Below are 20,480 nucleotides of genomic sequence, written 5' to 3'. Positions count from 1 at the left end.
GCGTGCTCGCACGCGAACAATCGGCTTCCCCCACCCCGGCGTTCCATGCCCACCCCGTACTGCAAAACTCCCACCTGAACCCCGGCGCCCCCTAAAGAGCTGTTTATTGGGTATTTTTTAACCCATCTTCCTTGATTCTGCCGAAGATTTAGACTGATTCCAATCCTTTTTCTGTGGTTTTAATCACAAAAACACACAATCGATATTGTTTCAGTCCGGGGGTGCCGATAATATCCCCAATCAGGAACAGGGAAGTTCCAACCGAAAGGGCCGACGAACAGGGATGTTGTGCGGCCCTTTCTCTTTTTCACACCCCGACAGCCGACTACCCGAAGCGGTAGTGCTTGCGGATATCCCGGTGGATCTCCCAGGTGCAGCCCATGCCTGCCGGGAAGGTCACCAGATCGCCCTCGCCGACCGTGACCGGCTCGCCATCCTCCGGCGTCACCGTCACCTGCCCCTCGATGATGTAGCAGGTCTCCGTCTCGTCGTAGTGCCACGGGAACCGCGACGCCTCCTTCTCCCACACCGGCCAGTCGAACACGCCCAGTGCGTCCAGCCGGTCGCGCTCCGGCCGATGTTCCACTTCGATCTTCATATTGCCTCCTCGGATCGTTGCGATCGTTCTAATCGGTCGGGATGAATGCTGCAACGCGAATGACGGCCATCGTAGCCGCGCCGCACGCGCCACCCAACCGCATGCACCCACGAAAAAGGGCCGCACAGCGAATGCGCGACCCTCCATAAAAAACGGGGCCCCGGAGGGCCCCGCAAAACGGGCTTACACCCGTTGTTATCACTTCATGCGCAATCGCGCTTAGAAGCTGTGACGCAGGCCCACACCAACGTGGGTGCCGTCGTCGGCGAGACCCCAGCCATTGTTGCCGTTGGTGGCGGTTACACCACTAATCCCGTCATTCCAGATGTTCACGAAGGCTTCAGTACGGTTGCTGAAGTGGTACTGCGCACCAAAGGCCACGTTCGTCCAGGACGATTCTTCATCGACAAAGGTTTCGCCGTCATCCCAGGAGTTGTACTGGATCGCCGCGCGCAGATTGATCTGGTCCGTCACGCGGAAGTTCGCCGGCACGACGACCTGCTCGAGCTTGTTGTCGTTGAACATGCCCGGAGCACCGGAATCGCCATCCCACAGATGGTACTTCACACCCACGTCACCCTGACCGAAGTCAAAGCTGAAGCCGGCGTGCCACGAATCGATGTCCTGATGCATACGGGCATTGTCCAGGGCACCGTAGCCATCGCTGGTGCTGGTCTGGGTTTCATACGCACCCGAGAAGTTCATCGGGCCCATCTCGTAGATGGCGTTGATGGAGTAATAGCTATCCGTCTTTTCACCCACCGGTTCCAGCGTGGCCCCGAAGGTGAAGCCGGCGAAATCCGGGCTCTGGTAATGGATACCGTCCGCACGCTGCCAGCTGTTGAGAGCCATACCGTCCCAGCCGACACGACCCGGGCGCGAGTTGAAATCGGCGAGGGTATCGGTGAAGGCGCGGAACGGCTTCATCGCGTTCTTCATGGCGGTGTCGGAACGACCCAGGCGGACCTGACCGAAGTCGCCGTCAACACCGACCCAGGTTTCCTCACCCGTGTTCAGCGCGCCACCAAAGAGCCCACCGGGACCACCGAAGTTGCCCTGGATGCGGAAGATGCCGGTCAGGCCACCGCCCAGATCTTCGGAACCACGGATGCCCAGACGGCTACCCATGGTGGAGTGGGTCAGATCGCGGTTATCGGAACCAATCGCAAGCCCGGTCCCCTGCCAGTTGTCCGTGGCACCGTCGATGGCACCCACTTCGTACTTCACCTGACCGTACAGGGTCACGGCGTCGTCGGCGGAGGCGAGGGCCGGAGCGGCGGCGAAGGCGCCGGCGACGGCCATTGCGAGAATCTTCTTCTGCATGATGCTTTCTCCCAGGAGGTGAATTCTTTCTGTTTAAGGCATCCGGGACCCGTCGGCCCCGTGATGTCCTGTGTTTTATATACGCCACGGTGTCGTATTTCAACCCTTGTGGCGGAAAAAAACCCGTATTCGATCACGCTTATACGCTTCGGTCTTCACGCGATCTCCCGCGCCAGCCCCACCGAAAACGCCGGAGCGATCGCAAGCCATTGAAAAACGGGCTTGTTAGAAATTCCGAATACGCGATTGCACGAAACCGCGTCACGGCCCTGGGTTCGAGCGCCGCGGGCCCGGAAACAGGGGTTTCCGGTGCGCAGAAACCGGTGCGCGGCCGTTGCAAACCTGCAACAGAGGGACCTGACACCGCCCTCGCCGGGGCGGGTGTGGCCTTAACACAACACATCGGCCGGGTTGGTCCCATCGGCCCCATCGGCCAGAGGGCTGGCCTCCTGCGGCCAGACCCTGCCCGGTGGGAGGCCGGCCCTCCGGCCGATTTCACGTCCGGGCCACCCCTGCGCCGGATCGGCCAGAGGGCTGGCCTCCTACTGAGGGCAGCCCGCCCGGTAGGAGGCCAGCCCTCTGGCCGATCGGGCTATGAGCTGTGCTGTGCGAATTCATACGAACGATCCTATAGCGCGAGGTCGATGGCCAGCAGGGTGACGAACCCGACCAGCACCCCGGTGGTGGCCTGGGCCTCGTGGCCCTTGCGGTGGGACTCGGGGATGATCTCGTGGCTGATGACGAACAGCATGGCACCGGCGGCGAAGGCCAGGCCCCAGGGCAGCAGGAACTCCATCAGGGTGATGGCCCCGGCGCCGATCAGCCCGCCGATGGGCTGCACCAGGCCGGTGAGCAGGGTCACGCCGAAGGCGGCGGCGCGGCTGTAGCCCAGCGACAGCAGGCTCACGCCCCGGATGAACAGGGCCAGCGCGAGCAGCGATCAATCAGGAAGCTCCGGCCCGGGGCTGCCCCGGCCGAGTCGCCCCGAGAGCCCGCCCGCGTTCTCCTCGCCCAGCCGCTGCTCGATCCGGTCCAGGATGGCCTCGAGCTCGCGGCTGCCTTCCATGGCCCGGTTCAGCAGGGCCGCGCGCTTCTCGGGTTCGTCCGGGTAATCGTGGGCGAAGCCGTTCCTCAGGGCGCGCAGCTCCTGCCACTGCGCGGCGCTGTCGAGATAGCCGAGCTTTTCGAGTCGATGCAGCTTGTCCAGCATCGGACGGTCCTCGAACGGTTCCTGGAGTGCCATGAGCACGGCCGGTAACAGGCGCATGCCCATGGCGTCCTGCAACTTGCCGAAACGCAGGATGAACTGATCCAGGTCCTGCACCCCCTCGTCGTCCATCGCGTCCAGCGTGTCGCCGTCCAGCGGCAGGCGGGGCTCCAGCGAAGACAGGGCGTGGCGCATGTGGTGGCGGTGCCTGCGGCATTCCTCGATGGCGTCCCGCAGGCGCTGGATGGCGGTGGCGGTCGAATTCATAACGGGATGCCCTCCTCGCGGGCGACCTGAAAGATGGGGGGATGCCGGCGCCGTCCCGGATAGTCGACCAGCAGGTCGATCTTCTGCTCGCCAAGTTCCGCCTCCAGGCGTGCGCGCAGGGCGATTTCCGCCTGCACGATGCGGTCCGGATCGCGCATCGGGGTATCGATCAGCAGGTCGATGTCGCCGCCCCGGGCCGAGTCATCGGTCCGGGAGCCGAACAGCCATACCCCGGACTCCGGGCCGAAGGTCTCGACCACGGCCCGGTGGATGGCGTGTTGCTGTTCGGGACTCAGACGCATGGCGGGCCCTCCTTCGAACGATCCTACAGCGCGAGGTCGATGGCCAGCAGGGTGACGAAGCCGACCAGCACCCCGGTGGTGGCCTGGGCCTCGTGGCCCTTGCGGTGGGATTCGGGGATGATCTCGTGGCTGATGACGAACAGCATGGCACCGGCGGCGAAGGCCAGGCCCCAGGGGAGCAGGAACTCCATCAGGGTGATGGCACCGGCGCCGATCAGCCCGCCGATCGGCTGCACCAGGCCGGTGAGCAGGGTCACGCCGAAGGCGGCGGCGCGGCTGTAGCCCAGCGACAGCAGGGCGATGGCGACCACCAGCCCCTCGGGCATGTTCTGCAGGCCGATGGCCACGGCCAGGGCGATGCCGTCGCTGACGTCGTCCCCGCCGAAGCCCACGCCCACCGCGAGGCCCTCGGGCAGATTGTGCAGGGCGATGGCGAAGATGAACAGCCACACCCGGCGGATTCTGGCCGGATCCGCGCCGCTCTGCGGGCCGATGACGAAGTGCTCGTGGGGCACGGCCTTGTGCAGCAGCAGCAGGAACGCGCCACCCAGGCCGATGCCGCCGGCCAGGACCACGATGGCCATGGCCACGCTGCCATGCTGGGCCTCGGCCTGCTCCACCGCCGGCAGCGCGAGCTCGAAGGCGGTCGCCGAGAGCATCACCCCGGCGCCGAAGCCCATCATCGCGTCCTCCACCGACTGCTTCAGGCGCCGCAGGAAGAAGATGGGGATGGCCCCGACCGCGGTGAACAGCCCGGCCACGAAGCTGGCCAGCAGCCCGATCTGCAGGATCGAAAGCTCGCCCAGCCATTCCTCCATATGCGGCCACAGCAGGCTCACGCCCCAGATGAACAGGGCCAGCGCGATCAGCGATCCGATCAGGAAGCTGCGCGGCAGCGGGCTGTATTCGGCGGGCTCGGGGCCCGTCTCGCCGTCCTGCGGACGGACCGGATCGGGTTCGGCCATGGTGCGTGCTCCATGCGGGCGTGTTCGGGCGCAGTGTAACGCGGCCCCGGCCTTGATTCCCGGCGCCCAGCGGGTACACTGCCCCCGCTACAAAAATTCCAATCGTCCCAGGAGAGCAGGCATGGCTGGACATTTCCCGTTCGCCGGCAAGCGCGGTACGCGCTACGGCCAGGCCCCGCGCGGCACCATCGCCGCATTCTTCGAGAACCACGGCTTTGGCGAGGAGCTGCAGGAGAAGTACTACAAGTGGTGGTACGACTTCGCCAAGGATTTCGTCGAGAAGGACAGCGACCTGTCCGTCACGATGATCACCCGGTTCAACAGCTACCCCATGGGTACCCACGCCGAGCACTCGTTCCATCTGAACGACAAGTACTGGGCGGAGTGCCTGGCCGAGCTGGGCTCTTTTATCCGTGACGTCATCTTCCCCAAGATGGACGAGAAGGCGATGCACAATCTCGAGGAGAAGCACTCCAAGATGCTGGCCGACCTCGAGAAGGAAGCCGAGGAAAAGCCGCGCGAGCCGGCGCCGGAAGTGGGCGTGTACCGCCACGTCTGAGCACGATCGCGCCGCAGTCCCGCGCATCATCCGGCCCCGTTCGCGGGGCCGGTTTCGTTTGCAACCCCTGAAACCGTCGGAATCCGCGCCCCATGAATGCCGCCAAGCGCCGCGAGATCTTCGAACGCCTGCGGGCGGCCAACCCCGAACCCACCACCGAGCTGGAATACAACAGCCCGTTCGAGCTGCTGGTGGCGGTGACCCTGTCCGCGCAGGCGACCGACGTGGGCGTGAACAAGGCGACCCGGCGGCTGTTCCCGGTGGCGAACACCCCGCAGGCCATCCTCGACCTGGGACTGGACGGCCTGAAGGAATGCATCCGCACCATCGGCCTGTACAACGCCAAGGCCGAGAACATCATGAAGGCCTGCCGTATGCTGGTGGAACTGCACGGCGGCGAGGTGCCGCGCGATCGCAAGGCGCTGGAGGCGCTGCCCGGCGTCGGCCGCAAGACCGCCAACGTGGTGCTGAACACCGCCTTCGGCGAACCCACCATCGCGGTGGACACGCACATCTATCGCGTGGCCAACCGCACCGGACTGGCCCCCGGCAAGACCGTGCTGGAGGTCGAGAAGAAGCTCCTGAAGTTCACCCCGAAGGAGTTCCTGCGCGACGCCCACCACTGGCTGATCCTGCACGGAAGGTACGTGTGCCGCGCACGCCGGCCGAATTGCGGGCAATGTGTGATCCGCGATCTGTGCGAATACAAGGACAAGACCGAGGCCTGATGCGATGTACGGCGACCGCGACCGCATGCGAACCCAGTTCCTGGATGCCTGGCAGAAGGCCCGCAACGAGGAATCCCTGAGCGACATGGAACAGGTGCTGGTCGGCATCATCCGCGACCATCCCGAGTACCATGCCCTGCTGAACGACCGCGAGAAGGCCCTGACGGCCGAGTTCCCGCCGGAATCGGGCACCACCAATCCGTTCCTGCACATGTCCATGCACATGGGCCTGCGCGAACAGGCCGCCACCGACCGCCCGGCCGGCATCCGCGACCTGCACCGCCGCCTGTGCGCCCGCTACGGCGAACTGGACGCCGAACACCGGATGATGGAGTGTCTGGGTCAGGCCCTGTGGGAGAGCCAGCGCAGCGGCCAGCCACCGGACGAGGCGCAGTACCTCGAATGCCTGAAGCGTCTGGAGGGCATCATAGGGGCATGAATTACGGGTCCAGGGAGGGACCATGGAACACGATCACGGCTACAAGCACCTGTTCAGCCACCCCCAACTGGTGGCCGACCTGCTGCGCGGGTTCGTCAACGAACCCTGGATCGAACAGGTCGACCTGGATTCGCTGGAGCGGGTCAACGGCCACTACGTCTCCGACGATCTGCGCGAGCGCGAGGACGACATCGTCTGGCGCCTGCGATGGGGCGATGGCTGGTGTTACGTCTACCTGCTTCTGGAATTCCAGTCATCGGTGGACCGCTTCATGGCGGTCCGCCTGCTGACCTATCTCGGCCTGCTCTACCAGGATCTGGTGCGCACCGGTGAACTGACCCCCGACGAACGGTTGCCGCCGGTACTGCCACTGGTGCTCTATAATGGAGAACGACGCTGGAGCGCCCCGATCGAAGTGCGTGACCTGATCGCGCCGATCCCCGGAGGACTGGAGGCCTACCGTCCGGATTTCCGGTATCTTCTGCTCGACGAGGGGGCCTTCGCGGACGCCGATCTGCCGGCACGCAACCTGGCCGCGGCCGTCTTCCGGCTGGAGCACAGCCGCGAGCCCGAGGATCTGCAGGCGGTCGTCGGGCGTCTGGTGCAATGGCTGAAACACCCGGAGCAACGATCCCTGCGACGGGCCTTCAGCGTCTGGCTGGGTCGAGTGGTCATCCCCGGCCACTTCGGCGAAACGCTGGCGCCACCGAACAATGACCTGCGGGAGATGGAAACCATGCTGGCCGAACGCGTAAAGGAATGGCAGCGACGCTACGAGCAACAGGGGCTGCAAAAAGGGCTGCAGAAGGGCCTTGAGCAAGGCCTTGAGCAAGGCCTTGAGCAAGGGCTGGAGCAAGGGCTGGAGCAAGGGCTGGAGCAAGGGCTGGAACAGGGTAGAAAACAGGGGCTGGAAGAAGGCGTCACGCAGGGTGAAGCCGCGGTCCTCCTGCGTCTGATCGGCCGCAAGTTCGGTGCAGACGCCGCGGAAAAACAGCGGGAGCGGATCGAATCCGCCGATGCCGACACCCTGCTGGTCTGGTCGGAACGCCTTCTGAACGCCCGCCACATCGACGACGTGTTCGGCGCGGCCTCCTGATGGCCCCCCTCTTGAGAAAAGAACCTCAGGGAAACAGCCGCTGCCACCAGCGGCGGCGGCTCTTCGGCGGGGGCATGACGGCCTGCAGGTCTTCCGGCGGTACGGTGGACAGGATCCAGCCCGGGAGCACCCGCAGCCCGGACGAGCCGCAGGAGGATCCGAGGTTGTTGGGGTCGAAGATCTTCACGAAGCGAGGATTCTCGCGGTCGTCCACATAGACGATGCCGCAGTAGCTCTCGTCGTGATCGGCGCGCAGCAGGGCATCGACCTCGGTAAGGAAACGGTCCAGCTCGGCCGCGCTGACCGGCGCCTGCGGCACCGCCTCGCCCACTGCGTAGACGTACCACTCGCCGTCGCGGGCCGTGACCCGCAGCGTGGCCCACAGCGCATCCAGCTGTTCCCAGTGCAGGATACCCAGCGCTCCGGATTCGTAGCGTTCCATGAAACCGGCGTCGGGGTCCGGACGATGATCTCGGGCAAAGCTCATGCAGGGCTCGCAACAGTGGTTACAGCGGAGACGGGCGTCATGTTAGAACGGCGTCCCCGGGGTCACAAGCGAAGCCGGCAGAGCCGGAAGGACGGCCGCGGGGAACCCGGAGGCACTTCGGGGGCTCTCAGGATCTGATCCCCCGTTCCAGCCAGCGAGTCGCGAGCATGCGCCGTATCACGCACGAAACCTCCCTGCAGGCCGAACCCGAGCGGGTCTTTGCCCTGCTCAGCCATGTCCCCAACTTCGTCGACCTGTGCGACCACGTGCGCACCATCGAGCCCCTGGGTGGCGAGCAGTACCGCTGGACCATCGTGGCGGCGGGGATGACCATGGATTTCGATGTCGAGGTCTGCAGCGCCGTGGAGCCGGAGCATTTCGCCTGGCGCTCGATCCGCGGCATCCACAATCGCGGCAGCTACCGTCTGCAGCCGGCCGGCGAAGGGCTGACCCGGGTTGAGTTCGAGCTGGAGTACCGTCTCGGTAATCCGCTGGTGGAAGCGGCGGTGCGCAGGGCGGCCGGTTCGCTGGTGGAGCGCGTTTCCGGCCAGCTGATGCACCGGGCCCAGCAGCGCCTGGACGCGGAAGCCAACTCGAACGCCTGACCCCGCCGGCTCCGGACTCGCGCACCCGCCGCGGGCACCGAATCAGGGTGCCAGGGACGCACCCGAGCCGGGACGCGACTCCCCGGCACGCGAACCCGGACTCGGGCCCGGGCCGGCATCAGCGTCTTCCTGCGCCGGCTTCGCCGGCTGCACACCCGCCCGGTCCAGCAGATCACGCATGGTGCGCGCCCCCAGATGATGGCGACGGGCCACGTCCAGCTCTTCCAGCGCCGACTCCACCGCCGCATCGCCGTGCAGGGTCCGCAGCGCCGGATCTTCCTGATCCTCCCGCAGGGCGTGCAGCACCTCCGCGACCGGTAGATGGCCGAGATCGCGCCCCGGCACCAGACCGAGGGCTTCGGTGCGCCTCAGCAGTCCCGCGGCCTCCAGGGCCCGGGCTGCACCGCCCAGCGAGTTCCCGGGCACGTACAGCTCCGCGGCCACGTCATCGACCGTGGGCGGCGTGCGTCCTTCCACGAAGTGCCGCCCCACCACCTGCATCAGGTTGAGCCCCAGACGCTCGTGCGCCGCCGCCGAAAGCCGTGGGCGTCGGCCGCGCACGTTCATGTATTCCGGGTGCTGCACGTAGAACGCCACGTTGGACCCGATCAGCAGGATCAGCCAGGCCAGATAGATCCAGATCAGCAACAGGATCATGATCGCGAAGCTGGAATAGATCGCGTCGTAGCGCGTGGAGCCCGCCACCATGTTGGCGAACACCCAGCCCATGCTCTGCCACAGCACGCCCGCGACCACGGCACCCGCGAGCGCCGGTGCCAGGCGCACCCGGGTGTTGGGCACGAACATGTAGATGAACGCGAAGGCCGCGATGATCAGCAGGTAGGGCACCAGACGCGAAAGCTCGCTGATCACTCGCCCGAAGGGCTCCACCCCGGCGACCGCCTGCATCGCCTCGGAGGACATGACCGTCGCCGTGATCCCCAGCGCGGCGAACACCAGCAGCGGCCCGATCATGATCACCGACAGATAGCTGCTGAACCGCTGTGCCAGACTGCGCTGGGTCTCCACCCGCCAGATGGTGTTGAACGCGGCCTCGATCTTCTGCACGAGGGCCACGACCGTATACACGAGGAAGATCAGGCCGACCGCGCCCAGCGCCCCCACGCGCATGTTGTCGACAAACCCGACCACGTTGTCGGCGATATCCACACCCTGCTCGCCCAGCGGCTCCAGGAATTCCAGCAGCAGCGGTTCCACCGCGTTGTGAGCGCCAAATCCCTTGAGAACGGAAAAAGACAGCGCGAGCAGCGGCACGAACGACAGCAGGGTGGTATACACCAGGCTCATCGCGCGCAGCGTCAGCTGGCCCTCGGCCACTTCGCGGATCAGGGCGTACAGCCCGCGCAGAATACCCAGCCCCAGCGCCTTCCAGCGCGGCATCGCTGCCAGGTCGCTCTCCAGAACCAGGCGTTCCAGCCGATGCCGCGCGGCCTCCAGACGTGTTCCGAGGCTGGCGTTATCCCCCAATCCGGCAACCTCCCGCGCGGACCCCTTCGATCATTTCTGCCGCCATTCACCGCCCGAGCGATACCAGTAGCCGGTCGGCGCTTCCTCCACCCAGACACGGGCGAAAGTCTCGCGGATGCGGGCCTCCCAGTCGGGGCGGTCGTTGGCCCGGGCGATCTCGCGGTACAGCGAGCTGCGGTCGGAATTCTCCTCGCTGACCAGGCGCTGCACCTCGCTGCGCTCGCGCAGCGGCACTTCCGAGAGATCGCGGATGGCCACGTCACCCTCGGCTCCGAAGCCGATGGCCCCGCTGCGAAAATGCGGCGCCAGCTGCGGCGCGCGCTCGCGCATCGATGCCCGGATACGGTTGACTGCCGGGGTCTCGACCTGCAGGTCCGGGTCGCTGGCCGCGGCCGGAGCGATCAGCCCCTCCAGCAGGCGCGCAAGCAGCGGGGTCGAGCGCCCGCCGGCCGCATCCCCGGCATCCGAAGAGCCGCCGTCCATTTCCGGCACCGACTCGGGCTCGCGCAGCTCTTCGATGTCGTGGAACTGCAGGGCATCACGCACGATCGCGCGGGCGGCGTCCTCCGCCGCGGCGGCCGGGAAATAGATGTTGATGGTGACGCAGCCCGCGACCAGCGCGGACAGCAGGGCAAGAGCGGGAATCCCGAACCAGGCTTTCATGGGCAACTCCTTGGCAGGCACGGCAGGACAGTCATCATCCTACATTACATCAGCCGGTGGCTGACGAGGACATGAACGCACCCATGCGCGTGCTCAGCGAACCTCCGGGGGCTCTCCGGCGGTCACCCGCGACAGTCCGCGCAGCAGTTCGTCCCAGTCCACACGCCGGTTATAGCCGATTACCTCGATCCGCGGCAGGCCGCCGCCCTGGACCAGGGTAAAGCCGCCGTCCGGCCGGTCGGCCACCCCGCCAAATTCACAGACACCGTCCCGCAGCACGCAGCGAAAGCCCAGCCGGCGGTAGGAGAAGTTTTCGAAGAAACGCAGAAACACCGACGAAGCCGCCGCCTGCACCGGCCCGCCCAGCTCGGTGATGTTCTGCACCGCACGTTGCGAGATCCGGCGCCGGCCGGGGGCATCCGCCGGCGTGTGCACCGCCAGGTCCATGCGCACCGGACGCCAGTCGATCATGTGCAGATCCTCGAGATGCCCGGACAGCCGACCCTCGACCCGGCCCACGTCGAACGCCCGCGTGGCCAGGGCCAGGTCCAGGCGGTCCATGCGCGCCGAGAGACCCAGCTCCGGGGTTCGCCCGAACAGATCGCGAATGCGCACGTCGCGCAGCACCACGTCGCCGTCGAACACCTGCACCAGCAGCCGCCCGTCCACGGCCAGATCGCCGCGGTCCAGGCGCACCTCCGGGATCATGCCGGCCAGGCGACCGGAGAAGCGCGGCCAGCCCAGGACCTCGGTCAATGGCTCCAGCGAGATCGCCTGCACCCCGCCGGTGAAACGCACATCCGGGCCGTCGGGGGTCAGGCGCAGGCCGAAGTCATCCACACGCAGGGCGCCATCAAGGATCGGGATGCGGGTCGCTTCCAGCAGGTCGATCCCGTCCGGCTGCGCGCGCACACGGGCGTCGAACTCGCCCAGCGGCAGGCGGAACAGATGCGCCCGTTCCCAGCCCAGATGCCCCGGGACTCCGGGCGCACCCGCCTGCCAGCTCAGGGCGCCGTCGCTGTCCGTCACGCCGAAACGGCCCGTGCCGTCCTCGGCGCTCAGGGCCTTCCAGCGCAGGGTCGCCGAACGCGGCTCGCCCCGCTCCAGCCCCAGCCGCGCCACCACGGAATCCCCGCTGAGCACCAGATCACGCCCCGGGGTACCGGCCAGCACGGGATCCAGCAGCACCGCATGCACTGCACCCGGGTCCCGTGCCTCGAGGCGGAAAGACCCCGAAGGAGCGATCGCCTCCGGCGACCCGCTGCGGATCTCCTGACCGCTGAAGGCCAGCATCTCACCGAGCGAGCCGGACAGTTCCGCCACCTCCACCCCGGCCGCGAATCCGCCATCCGCCGGACGCAGGCCGTCCGCGCGCAGGTTCAAGGCCCCGGTCTCGTCCGGGTCCACGAACCACGGATCCACGAACACCGCGCCCTCCTCCAGGGTCGCGTCCAGGATCCAGTCCCCCGCCACCTCGCGCGCCTCGAGCCGGCCGCCGATGCCCTCGCCCGCGCGCAGGCCGACCGCATCGGAGAAGCCCACGTCCCGCAGCCGCAGCTCCGCCCGATGATCGCCTTCCGCCGCACCCTGCATCGCCAGGTCCGCACGCCCCGACTGCAGGGTCACCGGTGGCTCTTCGGGCAGCCAGGGCGCCAGTCGCGGCGACTCCGCCAGCGCGACCAGATCCACCCCGGACAGGGCCAGTTCGGCCCGCCAGTCGTCGGCACCGGCCACGCGCAGCACGAATTCGCCACTCGCCCCGAACCAGCCGGGCCAGTCTCCGGCAACGCGCAGGCGGTTATGGCCAGTGTGCCAGTCCAGACGCAGCGGGTGTTCCTGCAGGACCAGATCCCCGCCGTCGGCGGACAGGCGCGCCTCGCGGCAGCGCCAGCCGGCGGTGGTCGGCACCAGGGACGGGCAATCCAGGCGTACTCCGGCGAGCGTGCCCACCGGCTCGGGCAGATGCAGGCGTTCGGCCCCGACGGTCACCGCCAGTCGGCCGTCGCGCAGGCGTGCGCGCGCCGTCAGGCCTTCGGCGTCCAGTGCCTCGTGCAGCCCCCGTTCGATCCGCAGGTCGACCGTCAGCCCCCCGGCATCCTCCGGGTCGGCACCAGTCGCCGCCGGCACCATCAGTACGAGCGCCACAGCCCCGCCCATGCGCCGGACTGCCGGCCACCCCGCGCGCGCCATCCAGGCAGTCACCGCCCGGATGGCGCCCATCATGCCCCGGGCCGGTCGCCCGGCAGACGATCCCGCAACGGCCGCGCCGCCCGTGCCAGCCACTCGCGCAGCGCAAACCGCGAGGTCTCCAGCGCATCCACCGTGGGCACGAAGTCGCGCAGGCGCCATTCGCCGGCAGGACCACGAAAGCCGGTGGGTGCCGGGTCCGCCGCCAGCCCGGCCGCCTCGAAGCGCCCCAGCGCCCGCGGCATGTGCATCGCATGAGTGACCACCAGCACCCGCTCGACCCCGCTGCCCTGCAGATGCTGCGCCGTAAAGAAGGCGTTCTCGTGGGTATTGCGGCTGGCACCTTCAAGCCAGCGGGGATCCACGCGGAACTCGCGGCGCAGCGCGTCCGCCATCAGCTCCGCCTCGGCCGGCCGGCCCTCGGCCCCGGGACTGCCGCCGGACNNGTCCGGCGGTGCAGATGGGCGGCGAAACGCAGGCGTTCGAAGGTCAGGGCCGAGACATCGTCACCGCCGGTGACGTGGTGGCGGCCGCTGGCCCGGCCGCCCCCCAGCACCACGATCGCGTCCGCCCGGCCGGTGGCCAGCGGCCGTTCGCGCAGATCCCGCTCCAGGGTCTGCGCCAGCGGCGCGGCGACGATGTTCAGGGACGGCAGGATCAGCGCGGCCAGCCCCAGGGTGACCAGCCAGCCGCCCCCGCGGCGCTCCGCGCCCCACAGCAGCAGCCCCGGGACCAGTAGCAGCACCGCCAGCCCCGGCGGCAGCAGCAGGTGTTCGAGGACGGTGGTGACCCCGGCGGCCATGTCCGACCGCGCCGCCCGTTACTTCTTGCCGGGGGCGTAGAGGTAGCGGGCGTAGGTCGCCACGTCCTCCGACACCCGACGAATGAGGTGATCGAGGCTGATGATGGCGAACTCCAGCACGTTCACCGCGATGTACGGGTGTTCCACCCGCAGGCGGTCGTACTTGGAGCGCGTCAGGCGCAGCAGGCGGGTGTTGTCGGTCAGCGCGCGCATGCGCACCCCGCGCGGGACGCGGTCGAAGAACGACATCTCGCCCGCCAGCTCGCCGGTCTCCATGCGCCCGACCTCGATCTCCTGGCTGCCGTCATCGTCATACAGCGCGGCCGTGCCACTGACCACGAAGAACAGTCCCTCGCCGACTTCCCCGATATCGGCGATGATCTCCTTGTGATGGGTCTCGACAACCTCCAGGTACTGCATCAGGGTATCGACCTCCGCGGGGGTCAGGGAGGCGGACATCGGATGCTTGGACAGAAATTCGGTCAGCAGATCCCGGGTCATGGCACGGCTTCCTTTACGGCTTTCTCTGGGTTGAATACATAGAGTATAACGAACGTCTCTTCTGCGAGAGCCCGCATGATCGACATCGACACCCTGCGCCGCCAGCTGCCCGCGCGTCTGCGCCGTGGCACTCCGCTGGTCCTGACCCTTCACCCGGACGCCACGCGGGAGTCGGGCGACGACCTGCGGAGTGCCACGCCGCAGGCTCTGCTGGCCGAGCCGCCGGTGCGGCGCGAATCACTGGTGCTGGTGCTGGACGTGCTGGCGGAAATGGACACCGCCACCGGGCAGCAGCTGCTCGGCGGGCTGCGTGATCGCTGGGCCGAGGAGACCCTGATCCTCCACCGCCGCCGCGATACCCGCTGGGACCTGAACGCCTTCCTCGCCCTGGGTTTCCGCCGCGAGCCGGCGGCGGAGACGGCCACGCCGGAGCATGCCGTCTACCGCACCAGTCTGTACGACTACAAGCTCACGCCCGACTGGCTGAACGCCCGCTTCTGGGCCAACCCGGAGATGTGGGACCGGGCGCGCTGGTAACGCGCGTTACCCTGCCACCTCATCGTGGACATAATCCACGACTTCCAGGCCGAAGCCGCCCAGCCCGTGGAAACGCTTGGGCGCCGACATCAGGCGCATCCGACCGACGCCGCAGTCGGCGAGGATCTGCGCGCCGATGCCGTACATGCGCCACTCGGCGGAATTCTCGCGCCCGCCGCCGCGTTCCTCGCCCGCCATCTGGCCCGTCTGACCCAGCTGCTCCAGCCGCTGGGTCAGGGCCTCGGGCCCCTCGTGCTTGCGCAGGATCACCACCACGCCCTCGCCCGCCTCGTCGATGCGCCGCAGCGCGTCGTCCAGCGGCCAGCCGCGATCCGGGCCGGCATAACCGAGGGTGTCGTGCAGGGTGTTCTCCAGATGCACGCGCACCAGGGTGTCACGGTCCGGACGGGGTTCGCCGCGCACCAGCGCGAAGTGCATCTCGTGATCCACCTCGTCCTGAAACGCCAGCAGGCGGAACGTCCCGTGCTCGGTGGGGAACTCGCGCTCGGAGACCCGGCGCACGGTCTTCTCGTTCTCGATGCGGTAGCGGATCAGGTCCTCGATGGTGCCCATCTTCAGACCGTGCTCGGCGCAGAAGCGCTCGAGGTCCGGCCGCCGCGCCATGGTCCCGTCCTCGTTGAGGATCTCCACGATCACCGCGGCCGGCTCCGCGCCGGCCAGGCGCGCCAGATCGCAGCCCGCCTCGGTGTGACCCGCGCGCACCACCACCCCGCCCGGCTGCGCCATCAGCGGGAACACGTGCCCCGGCTGGACGATGTCTTCCGGCTGGGCGTTGGGCCCCACCGCGGTGCGGATGGTATGCGCCCGGTCATACGCCGAGATCCCGGTGGTCACGCCCTCGGCGGCCTCGATCGACAGCGTGAAGTTGGTGCCGTGCACGTCGTTGGTGTCGGTCACCATCAGCGGCAGGGCCAGCTGCCGGCAGCGCTCGCGGGTGAGCGTCAGGCAGATCAGCCCGCGGCCGTACTTGGCCATGAAGTTGATGTCCTCGGGGCGCACGTGCGAGGCGAGCATCAGGATGTCGCCCTCATTTTCGCGGTCCTCGTCGTCGACGATAACCACCATGCGCCCGGCCTCGAGTTCCCCGAGGATGGTTTCGGTATCGGAAAATTCCATGAACACCTGCCGTCGGGGCCCGCGCTCAGTCGCGCGGGCCGGAATGATTGGGAAAGCCCTGCTCGGCCAGCCAGTCCTCGGACAGCGTGCCACCGCTGTCCCCGGCTCCGGCGCCCGGATCCGCCGCGCGATCGCCCAGCATCAGGCGCTCCAGATAGCGGGCGATCAGATCAACCTCCAGGTTGACATGCATCCCCGGGGCGTAGACCGAGAAGCGCGTCAGGTCCCGGGTATGCGGGATGATGTTGACCTCGAACTCGGCCCCCTCGACCCGGTTCACGGTGAGGCTGGTGCCGTCGATGGTGATCGACCCCTTGGCAGCGATATAGCGTGCCAGCGCCGCCGGGGCCCGGAACCGCACCCGGGTCGAACGGGCATCCGGCTCCATCGAAACCAGCTCGCCCACGCCGTCCACGTGGCCGGAGACCAGATGGCCACCGAGCCGATCGCCCAGCGCCAGCGCGCGTTCCAGATTGACCCGGTCGCCGCGGCCGAGATCGCCCAGCGTGGTCACCTCCAGGGTCTCGCGGCTGACATCGGCGGTGAAGCCGTCCACCGAGAGGTCGGTCAGCGTCAGGCACACGCCATTGACCGCGATCGAGTCCCCGAGGTGTGTACCCGAAAAGTCCAGCCCCGGCGCACTGACATGCAGCCGGCGGTCGCCGCCGCTGGGCGTCAGGGTGTCGAGGGTGCCGAGGCTTTCGATGATGCCGGTGAACATGGCGCGGCCTGTCCTTGCGGTGACAATGCGGGGATCATAGCGAATTCGGGACCCCGCGGGGGAGAGCCCGCAACCGCAGGGTCTCGCCCAGCCAGCGGGATTCGACGACCTCCAGCTCCGCGCGTTCGGCCATGCGTCCGATGTCCCAGTCCACCATCGGCCGCCCGCCGGAGCCCAGCAGCAGCGGGGCCTGGTACACCAGCCACTCGTCCACCAGCCCGGCGCGGGCCAGCGCACCGGCCAGCCCCGGACCGGCCTCCACGTGCAGCTCGTTGATCTCGCGGGTGTGCAGCTCCGCCAGCAGGGCCTGCAGATCGAGGTGCCCGGCGGCGTCCTCCGCCGCCTCCGGCAGGACGATCAGGTCGGCGCCGCGCCCGCGCAGGACATCCGCGGCCGGGCCCGCCGCCGCGGACTCGGTGGTCAGGACCCAGGTGGGCGACCCCTGCAGGATGCGCGCGGTGGGCGGGGTCCGCAGGCCCGAATCCACGATCAGCCGCAATGGCTGGCGCACCGGCAGATCGGCCAGCCGCGGCGATTCCGGCAGGCCGGCCGCCGCGGCCAGTTCCGTCGGACTGCGGCGCACGTTGAGCTGCGGGTCATCGGCCAGCACGGTGCCGCTGCCGGTCAGGATGGCCCCGGCCCGCGCGCGCCACAGCTGCACGTCGTTGCGTGCGGCCTCGCCGGTGATCCACTGCGACTCGCCCGAGGCCATCGCCGTGCGCCCGTCCAGCGAGATCGCGGACTTGATGCGCACCCACGGGCGCCCGCGTTCCATGCGCTGCACGAAACCGGGATTCAGGGCCCGCGCCTCGGCCTCCAGCAGGCCGGTCTCCACCGCGATGCCGGCCGCGCGCAGGCGATCCGCCCCGCCTCCGCACACGCGCGGATCGGGATCCTCCATGGCGATCACCACGCGCCCCACCCCGGCGGCGATCAGCGCCTCGGTGCACGGCGGCGTGCGCCCGTGATGGTTGCACGGCTCCAGGCTCACGTACGCAGTGGCACCGCGCGCAGCGTCCCCCGCCGCCTGCAGGGCGTTGACCTCGGCATGCGCCTCGCCGGCCCGCCAGTGCACGCCGACGCCCACCTCGTGCCCGTCGCGCACGATCACGCAGCCCACACGCGGGTTGGGATCGGCGGTAAAACGGCCGCAATCCGCCAGCATCAGCGCGCGGTGCATCCATTCACGGTCGGCTGCGTTCATCGGGGTTCGCCGGAAGGGTTGTCGGGCGGGGGGTCTTCGGGGGACTCGTCAGCCGCGGCGCGCGCGGCCTCCTCGTCGATCAGGCGCAGCTGGTGGCGCCGCATCTCGGGGCTCAGGTCGTCCTCCAGACGCTCGATGGCCTCGCGGAAGGACTGCACGCTGGCAAAGCTGAGATAGATGGAGGCAAACCGGATATAGGCGACATGGTCCAGCCCGTGCAGGGCCTCCAGGACCATCTCGCCTATACGGTCGGACTTGATTTCGGGGGCACTGGTCCCGGCCAGACGGCGCTTGATGTCGTCAATGACGTTCTCCACGTCCTCGGTGCGCACCGGACGCTTGTGCAGCGCCCGGCGCAGACCGCTGCGCAGCTTGTCGTCATCGAAGGCCACCCGCTCGCCGCTGCGCTTGACCACCCGCGGCAGGCTGAACTCCGCCCGCTCGAAGGTGGTAAAGCGCTCGTGGCACACGCGGCACTCCCGCCGTCGCCGGATCTGTTCCTGCTCGGGTCCGGCGACCCGGGAGTCGACCACGCGGGTGTCACTGGCACCGCAGGCCGGGCAGCGCATCGCCCCGGTTTATTCGCCGGCGCTGTACACCGGGAACCGGCGACAGATATCCAGGACCTTCCCGCGGACGTCGTCGATCACCTGCTCGTTGTCCATGTTGTCCAGCACGTCGGCGATCCAGCCGGCCAGTTCGCGGGACTCGGACTCGGTGAAGCCGCGGGTGGTCAGGGCGGCGGTGCCGATGCGGATGCCGGAGGTCACGAACGGCGACTGCGGGTCGTTCGGCACCGCGTTCTTGTTGACCGTGATGTTGGCGCGGCCGAGCGCGGCGTCCGCGTCCTTGCCGGTCATACCCTTGGACACCAGGCTCAGCAGGAACAGGTGGTTGTCGGTGCCGCCGGAGACGATGTCGAAACCGCGCTCGACCAGCACTTCGGCCATCGCGCGGGCGTTGGCGATCACCTGCTTCTGGTAGGTCTTGAATTCCGGCTCCAGGGCCTCCTTGAACGCCACCGCCTTGCCAGCGATCACGTGCATCAGCGGGCCGCCCTGGGTGCCCGGGAAGATCAGCGACTGGAACTTCTTGTTCAGTTCCGGCTGGCCCTTGGAGAGGATGAAGCCGCCGCGCGGACCGCGCAGGGACTTGTGCGTGGTGGAGGTAACCACGTGGGCATGGTCGATCGGGTTCGGGTACTCGCCGGCGGCGATCAGGCCGGAGACGTGGGCCATGTCCACCATGAGGTAGGCACCCACGGAATCGGCGATCTCGCGGAAGCGCTTCCAGTCCACCACCCGCGAGTAGGCGGAGAAGCCGGCGACGATCATCTTCGGCTGGTGCTCGGTGGCCAGACGCTGGACCTCGTCGTAGTCGATCAGGCCCTCGTCGGTGATGCCGTACTGCACGGCGTTGTAGATCTTGCCGGAGAAGTTCGGCTTGGCGCCGTGGGTCAGGTGGCCACCGGCGTCCAGGCTCATGCCCAGCACGGTGTCATGCGGCTGCAGCAGGGCCATGTACACCGCCGCGTTGGCCTGCGAGCCGGAATGCGGCTGCACGTTGGCGTAATCGGCGCCGTAGAGCTGCTTGAGGCGGTCGATGGCCAGCTGTTCGACCACGTCGACGTGCTCGCAGCCGCCGTAGTAGCGCTTGCCCGGGTAGCCCTCGGCGTACTTGTTGGTCAGCACCGAACCCTGCGCTTCCATCACGCGCGGGCTGGTGTAGTTCTCCGAGGCGATCAGCTCGATGTGCTCTTCCTGGCGCTGCGCCTCCTTGCGGATCGCGCTCCAGAGTTCGTCATCGTAGCCGTTGATGCTCATGTCGATCGAAAACATTCGGTGACTCCCGTTGGGTTCTAGGCAATTCGGGCGCGCAGCGGCCCGCCACAAGGCGCCCAACCGGCCGCGGACGGCGGCCGGAAGGTCGAGACCGGGCGGGGTACGGCGCCGGAAAGGTCCAATACCATACTGGATTCGGCCGGGATTTTCAGGACCGCCCGCCGAACGCCCGGCTGAACGGACTATTCAGCCAGCCACTCGCGACGCACTACCCAGGTCTCGGCGATGAAGTCGTGCAGGGCGCGGCGCTGCCGGGTGAAGGCCACCATCAGGTAGCCGATCATGAACAGCAGACCGGACAGGAATTCGGCGAAATGGCGGCCGGTCGCGCGGGCGAAGCTGATGCGCTCGCCATGCCAGTCGACCACCCGCAGCCCCACCACCATCTTGCCGATGGTCGCGCGGTACTGCGAGCTGTGCATGCCGGCGAAATAGAACCAGCCGACCAGGATGTTCACGAAGGTCCAGGCGGTGTCCGCATCGGTCCATTCCTCGGTGTGCATGGTTTCCGGGCTGATCATCGCCTGCACCACGGTCAGCGGGATACCCAGGATCACCCCGTCGATCAGCACCGCCAGCACGCGCCGCCAGAAGCCGCCGAATGCCGCACGATCCTGCGGCGGCCCCTCGGCGGGCACCTGTCCGGACCCGCCGGAAACGGGAGGTGGCGCTTGGCCCCGGCCTGAACCCGACTCCGGATCCATGCCGGAGCCGTTCGGCTCCGACGGCTCGCGGTCGAAATCCAGCGAACGGCCACAGGCCTTGCAGAAGGCCGCGTCGTCGGGGTTTTCGGTTGCGCAGTGCGGACAGGTTCGGGTCATGC

The 20,480-nt window shown here is 67.9% G+C and carries 22 protein-coding genes and 2 pseudogenes; 6 read left to right on the top strand and 18 right to left on the bottom strand.

Annotation, left to right across the window (positions count from 1 at the left end):
* Positions 1 to 325: 325 nt before the first annotated feature.
* From B1A74_RS02930 to B1A74_RS02905, 6 genes and pseudogenes are all read right to left on the bottom strand, one after another.
* Positions 326 to 598 (bottom strand): cupin domain-containing protein, encoded by a 273-nt coding sequence (locus tag B1A74_RS02930; RefSeq protein ID WP_077243711.1) that lies wholly within the window; start codon positions 596 to 598, stop codon positions 326 to 328.
* 219 nt (positions 599 to 817) lie between these two features.
* Positions 818 to 1,921, bottom strand: coding sequence for a porin (locus tag B1A74_RS02925; RefSeq protein ID WP_077243710.1), 1,104 nt, complete (start codon positions 1,919 to 1,921; stop codon positions 818 to 820).
* Between the two features lie 628 nt (positions 1,922 to 2,549).
* Positions 2,550 to 2,828 (bottom strand): annotated as a pseudogene (locus B1A74_RS02920) (ZIP family metal transporter); the annotation flags it as partial.
* 33 nt (positions 2,829 to 2,861) lie between these two features.
* Positions 2,862 to 3,395 (bottom strand): hypothetical protein, encoded by a 534-nt coding sequence (locus B1A74_RS02915; RefSeq protein ID WP_018946286.1) that lies wholly within the window; start codon positions 3,393 to 3,395, stop codon positions 2,862 to 2,864.
* Positions 3,392 to 3,697 (bottom strand): nucleotidyltransferase domain-containing protein, encoded by a 306-nt coding sequence (locus tag B1A74_RS02910; protein WP_018946287.1) that lies wholly within the window; start codon positions 3,695 to 3,697, stop codon positions 3,392 to 3,394. Before B1A74_RS02910 ends, B1A74_RS02915 begins: the two co-directional genes overlap by 4 nt.
* A 23-nt stretch (positions 3,698 to 3,720) precedes the next feature.
* Positions 3,721 to 4,662 (bottom strand): ZIP family metal transporter, encoded by a 942-nt coding sequence (locus B1A74_RS02905; protein WP_244269155.1) that lies wholly within the window; start codon positions 4,660 to 4,662, stop codon positions 3,721 to 3,723.
* A 121-nt stretch (positions 4,663 to 4,783) separates the two neighbouring features.
* Here B1A74_RS02905 and B1A74_RS02900 point away from each other — a divergent pair, with 121 nt between their 5' ends.
* From B1A74_RS02900 to B1A74_RS02885, 4 genes are all read left to right on the top strand, one after another.
* Positions 4,784 to 5,221: a hypothetical protein gene (locus B1A74_RS02900; RefSeq protein WP_077243709.1), complete on the top strand. Its 438-nt coding sequence runs from the start codon at positions 4,784 to 4,786 to the stop codon at positions 5,219 to 5,221.
* Positions 5,222 to 5,313: 92 nt separating this feature from the next.
* A complete protein-coding gene (gene nth / locus B1A74_RS02895) occupies positions 5,314 to 5,949 on the top strand; it encodes an endonuclease III (RefSeq protein ID WP_077243708.1) in 636 nt (211 codons plus the stop codon).
* Positions 5,950 to 5,953: 4 nt separating this feature from the next.
* Entirely contained in the window at positions 5,954 to 6,388 is a 435-nt protein-coding gene (locus B1A74_RS02890; RefSeq protein ID WP_018946291.1) for a DUF1841 family protein, read from the top strand.
* A gap of 22 nt (positions 6,389 to 6,410) precedes the next feature.
* Positions 6,411 to 7,484, top strand: coding sequence for an Rpn family recombination-promoting nuclease/putative transposase (locus B1A74_RS02885; protein WP_077243707.1), 1,074 nt, complete (start codon positions 6,411 to 6,413; stop codon positions 7,482 to 7,484).
* Between the two features lie 25 nt (positions 7,485 to 7,509).
* Here B1A74_RS02885 and B1A74_RS02880 read toward each other — a convergent pair whose 3' ends face one another.
* Positions 7,510 to 7,971: a hypothetical protein gene (locus tag B1A74_RS02880; RefSeq protein ID WP_077243706.1), complete on the bottom strand. Its 462-nt coding sequence runs from the start codon at positions 7,969 to 7,971 to the stop codon at positions 7,510 to 7,512.
* A gap of 167 nt (positions 7,972 to 8,138) precedes the next feature.
* On the opposite strand from B1A74_RS02880, the gene B1A74_RS02875 reads away from it, so the two are divergent.
* On the top strand, positions 8,139 to 8,576 hold the full coding sequence (locus B1A74_RS02875) for an SRPBCC family protein (RefSeq protein WP_018946294.1): 438 nt from the start codon (positions 8,139 to 8,141) through the stop codon (positions 8,574 to 8,576).
* A 42-nt stretch (positions 8,577 to 8,618) separates the two neighbouring features.
* On the opposite strand, the gene B1A74_RS02870 is transcribed toward B1A74_RS02875, so the two are convergent.
* The 5 genes and pseudogenes from B1A74_RS02870 to B1A74_RS02850 all read right to left on the bottom strand — a co-directional run bounded on the left by B1A74_RS02870 (position 8,619) and on the right by B1A74_RS02850 (position 14,217).
* Positions 8,619 to 10,064, bottom strand: coding sequence for a YihY/virulence factor BrkB family protein (locus B1A74_RS02870; RefSeq protein ID WP_018946295.1), 1,446 nt, complete (start codon positions 10,062 to 10,064; stop codon positions 8,619 to 8,621).
* 30 nt (positions 10,065 to 10,094) lie between these two features.
* Positions 10,095 to 10,727 (bottom strand): YdbL family probable chaperone protein, encoded by a 633-nt coding sequence (locus B1A74_RS02865; protein ID WP_077243705.1) that lies wholly within the window; start codon positions 10,725 to 10,727, stop codon positions 10,095 to 10,097.
* A 93-nt stretch (positions 10,728 to 10,820) separates the two neighbouring features.
* The gene (locus B1A74_RS02860) at positions 10,821 to 12,947 is read right to left on the bottom strand and encodes a hypothetical protein (protein ID WP_077243704.1); all 2,127 of its coding nucleotides are present in this window, start codon (positions 12,945 to 12,947) and stop codon (positions 10,821 to 10,823) included.
* A pseudogene (locus tag B1A74_RS02855) lies at positions 12,947 to 13,716 on the bottom strand (YdcF family protein). Before B1A74_RS02855 ends, B1A74_RS02860 begins: the two are co-directional and overlap by 1 nt.
* 18 nt (positions 13,717 to 13,734) lie before the next feature.
* The gene (locus B1A74_RS02850) at positions 13,735 to 14,217 is read right to left on the bottom strand and encodes a Crp/Fnr family transcriptional regulator (protein ID WP_018946299.1); all 483 of its coding nucleotides are present in this window, start codon (positions 14,215 to 14,217) and stop codon (positions 13,735 to 13,737) included.
* Positions 14,218 to 14,292: 75 nt separating this feature from the next.
* Here B1A74_RS02850 and B1A74_RS02845 point away from each other — a divergent pair, with 75 nt between their 5' ends.
* Positions 14,293 to 14,754: a DUF6231 family protein gene (locus B1A74_RS02845; protein WP_077243703.1), complete on the top strand. Its 462-nt coding sequence runs from the start codon at positions 14,293 to 14,295 to the stop codon at positions 14,752 to 14,754.
* 6 nt (positions 14,755 to 14,760) lie between these two features.
* Here B1A74_RS02845 and ribBA read toward each other — a convergent pair whose 3' ends face one another.
* The 6 genes from ribBA to B1A74_RS02815 all read right to left on the bottom strand — a co-directional run bounded on the left by ribBA (position 14,761) and on the right by B1A74_RS02815 (position 20,478).
* Positions 14,761 to 15,891: a bifunctional 3,4-dihydroxy-2-butanone-4-phosphate synthase/GTP cyclohydrolase II gene (gene ribBA, locus B1A74_RS02840; protein WP_077243730.1), complete on the bottom strand. Its 1,131-nt coding sequence runs from the start codon at positions 15,889 to 15,891 to the stop codon at positions 14,761 to 14,763.
* A gap of 25 nt (positions 15,892 to 15,916) precedes the next feature.
* Entirely contained in the window at positions 15,917 to 16,612 is a 696-nt protein-coding gene (locus B1A74_RS02835) for a riboflavin synthase (RefSeq protein ID WP_077243702.1), read from the bottom strand.
* A gap of 34 nt (positions 16,613 to 16,646) precedes the next feature.
* On the bottom strand, positions 16,647 to 17,816 hold the full coding sequence (gene ribD / locus B1A74_RS02830) for a bifunctional diaminohydroxyphosphoribosylaminopyrimidine deaminase/5-amino-6-(5-phosphoribosylamino)uracil reductase RibD (protein WP_077243701.1): 1,170 nt from the start codon (positions 17,814 to 17,816) through the stop codon (positions 16,647 to 16,649).
* On the bottom strand, positions 17,813 to 18,385 hold the full coding sequence (gene nrdR / locus B1A74_RS02825; protein WP_018946304.1) for a transcriptional regulator NrdR: 573 nt from the start codon (positions 18,383 to 18,385) through the stop codon (positions 17,813 to 17,815). The genes ribD and nrdR overlap by 4 nt, the downstream gene beginning before the upstream one ends.
* Positions 18,386 to 18,394: 9 nt before the next feature.
* Positions 18,395 to 19,654 (bottom strand): serine hydroxymethyltransferase, encoded by a 1,260-nt coding sequence (gene glyA / locus B1A74_RS02820; protein ID WP_018946305.1) that lies wholly within the window; start codon positions 19,652 to 19,654, stop codon positions 18,395 to 18,397.
* A 185-nt stretch (positions 19,655 to 19,839) separates the two neighbouring features.
* Positions 19,840 to 20,478: an RDD family protein gene (locus B1A74_RS02815; RefSeq protein ID WP_077243700.1), complete on the bottom strand. Its 639-nt coding sequence runs from the start codon at positions 20,476 to 20,478 to the stop codon at positions 19,840 to 19,842.
* Positions 20,479 to 20,480 lie beyond the last annotated feature (2 nt).

It is taken from the genome of Thioalkalivibrio halophilus, assembly GCF_001995255.1.
GTDB classification, from domain to species: domain Bacteria; phylum Pseudomonadota; class Gammaproteobacteria; order Ectothiorhodospirales; family Ectothiorhodospiraceae; genus Thioalkalivibrio; species Thioalkalivibrio halophilus.
The sequence above is the reverse complement of the archived record's forward strand: the minus strand, read 5'-3'. Positions and strand labels throughout refer to the sequence as shown.

Coding starts and splice junctions, on each gene's coding strand:
- B1A74_RS02930 (WP_077243711.1), bottom strand. CDS start 598: ATGAAGATCGAAGTGGAACATCGGCCGGAGCGCGACCGGCTGGACGCA.
- B1A74_RS02925 (WP_077243710.1), bottom strand. CDS start 1,921: ATGCAGAAGAAGATTCTCGCAATGGCCGTCGCCGGCGCCTTCGCCGCC.
- B1A74_RS02915 (WP_018946286.1), bottom strand. CDS start 3,395: ATGAATTCGACCGCCACCGCCATCCAGCGCCTGCGGGACGCCATCGAG.
- B1A74_RS02910 (WP_018946287.1), bottom strand. CDS start 3,697: ATGCGTCTGAGTCCCGAACAGCAACACGCCATCCACCGGGCCGTGGTC.
- B1A74_RS02905 (WP_244269155.1), bottom strand. CDS start 4,662: ATGGCCGAACCCGATCCGGTCCGTCCGCAGGACGGCGAGACGGGCCCC.
- B1A74_RS02900 (WP_077243709.1), top strand. CDS start 4,784: ATGGCTGGACATTTCCCGTTCGCCGGCAAGCGCGGTACGCGCTACGGC.
- nth (WP_077243708.1), top strand. CDS start 5,314: ATGAATGCCGCCAAGCGCCGCGAGATCTTCGAACGCCTGCGGGCGGCC.
- B1A74_RS02890 (WP_018946291.1), top strand. CDS start 5,954: ATGTACGGCGACCGCGACCGCATGCGAACCCAGTTCCTGGATGCCTGG.
- B1A74_RS02885 (WP_077243707.1), top strand. CDS start 6,411: ATGGAACACGATCACGGCTACAAGCACCTGTTCAGCCACCCCCAACTG.
- B1A74_RS02880 (WP_077243706.1), bottom strand. CDS start 7,971: ATGAGCTTTGCCCGAGATCATCGTCCGGACCCCGACGCCGGTTTCATG.
- B1A74_RS02875 (WP_018946294.1), top strand. CDS start 8,139: ATGCGCCGTATCACGCACGAAACCTCCCTGCAGGCCGAACCCGAGCGG.
- B1A74_RS02865 (WP_077243705.1), bottom strand. CDS start 10,727: ATGAAAGCCTGGTTCGGGATTCCCGCTCTTGCCCTGCTGTCCGCGCTG.
- B1A74_RS02860 (WP_077243704.1), bottom strand. CDS start 12,947: ATGGGCGCCATCCGGGCGGTGACTGCCTGGATGGCGCGCGCGGGGTGG.
- B1A74_RS02850 (WP_018946299.1), bottom strand. CDS start 14,217: ATGACCCGGGATCTGCTGACCGAATTTCTGTCCAAGCATCCGATGTCC.
- B1A74_RS02845 (WP_077243703.1), top strand. CDS start 14,293: ATGATCGACATCGACACCCTGCGCCGCCAGCTGCCCGCGCGTCTGCGC.
- ribBA (WP_077243730.1), bottom strand. CDS start 15,891: ATGGAATTTTCCGATACCGAAACCATCCTCGGGGAACTCGAGGCCGGG.
- B1A74_RS02835 (WP_077243702.1), bottom strand. CDS start 16,612: ATGTTCACCGGCATCATCGAAAGCCTCGGCACCCTCGACACCCTGACG.
- ribD (WP_077243701.1), bottom strand. CDS start 17,816: ATGAACGCAGCCGACCGTGAATGGATGCACCGCGCGCTGATGCTGGCG.
- nrdR (WP_018946304.1), bottom strand. CDS start 18,385: ATGCGCTGCCCGGCCTGCGGTGCCAGTGACACCCGCGTGGTCGACTCC.
- glyA (WP_018946305.1), bottom strand. CDS start 19,654: ATGTTTTCGATCGACATGAGCATCAACGGCTACGATGACGAACTCTGG.
- B1A74_RS02815 (WP_077243700.1), bottom strand. CDS start 20,478: ATGACCCGAACCTGTCCGCACTGCGCAACCGAAAACCCCGACGACGCG.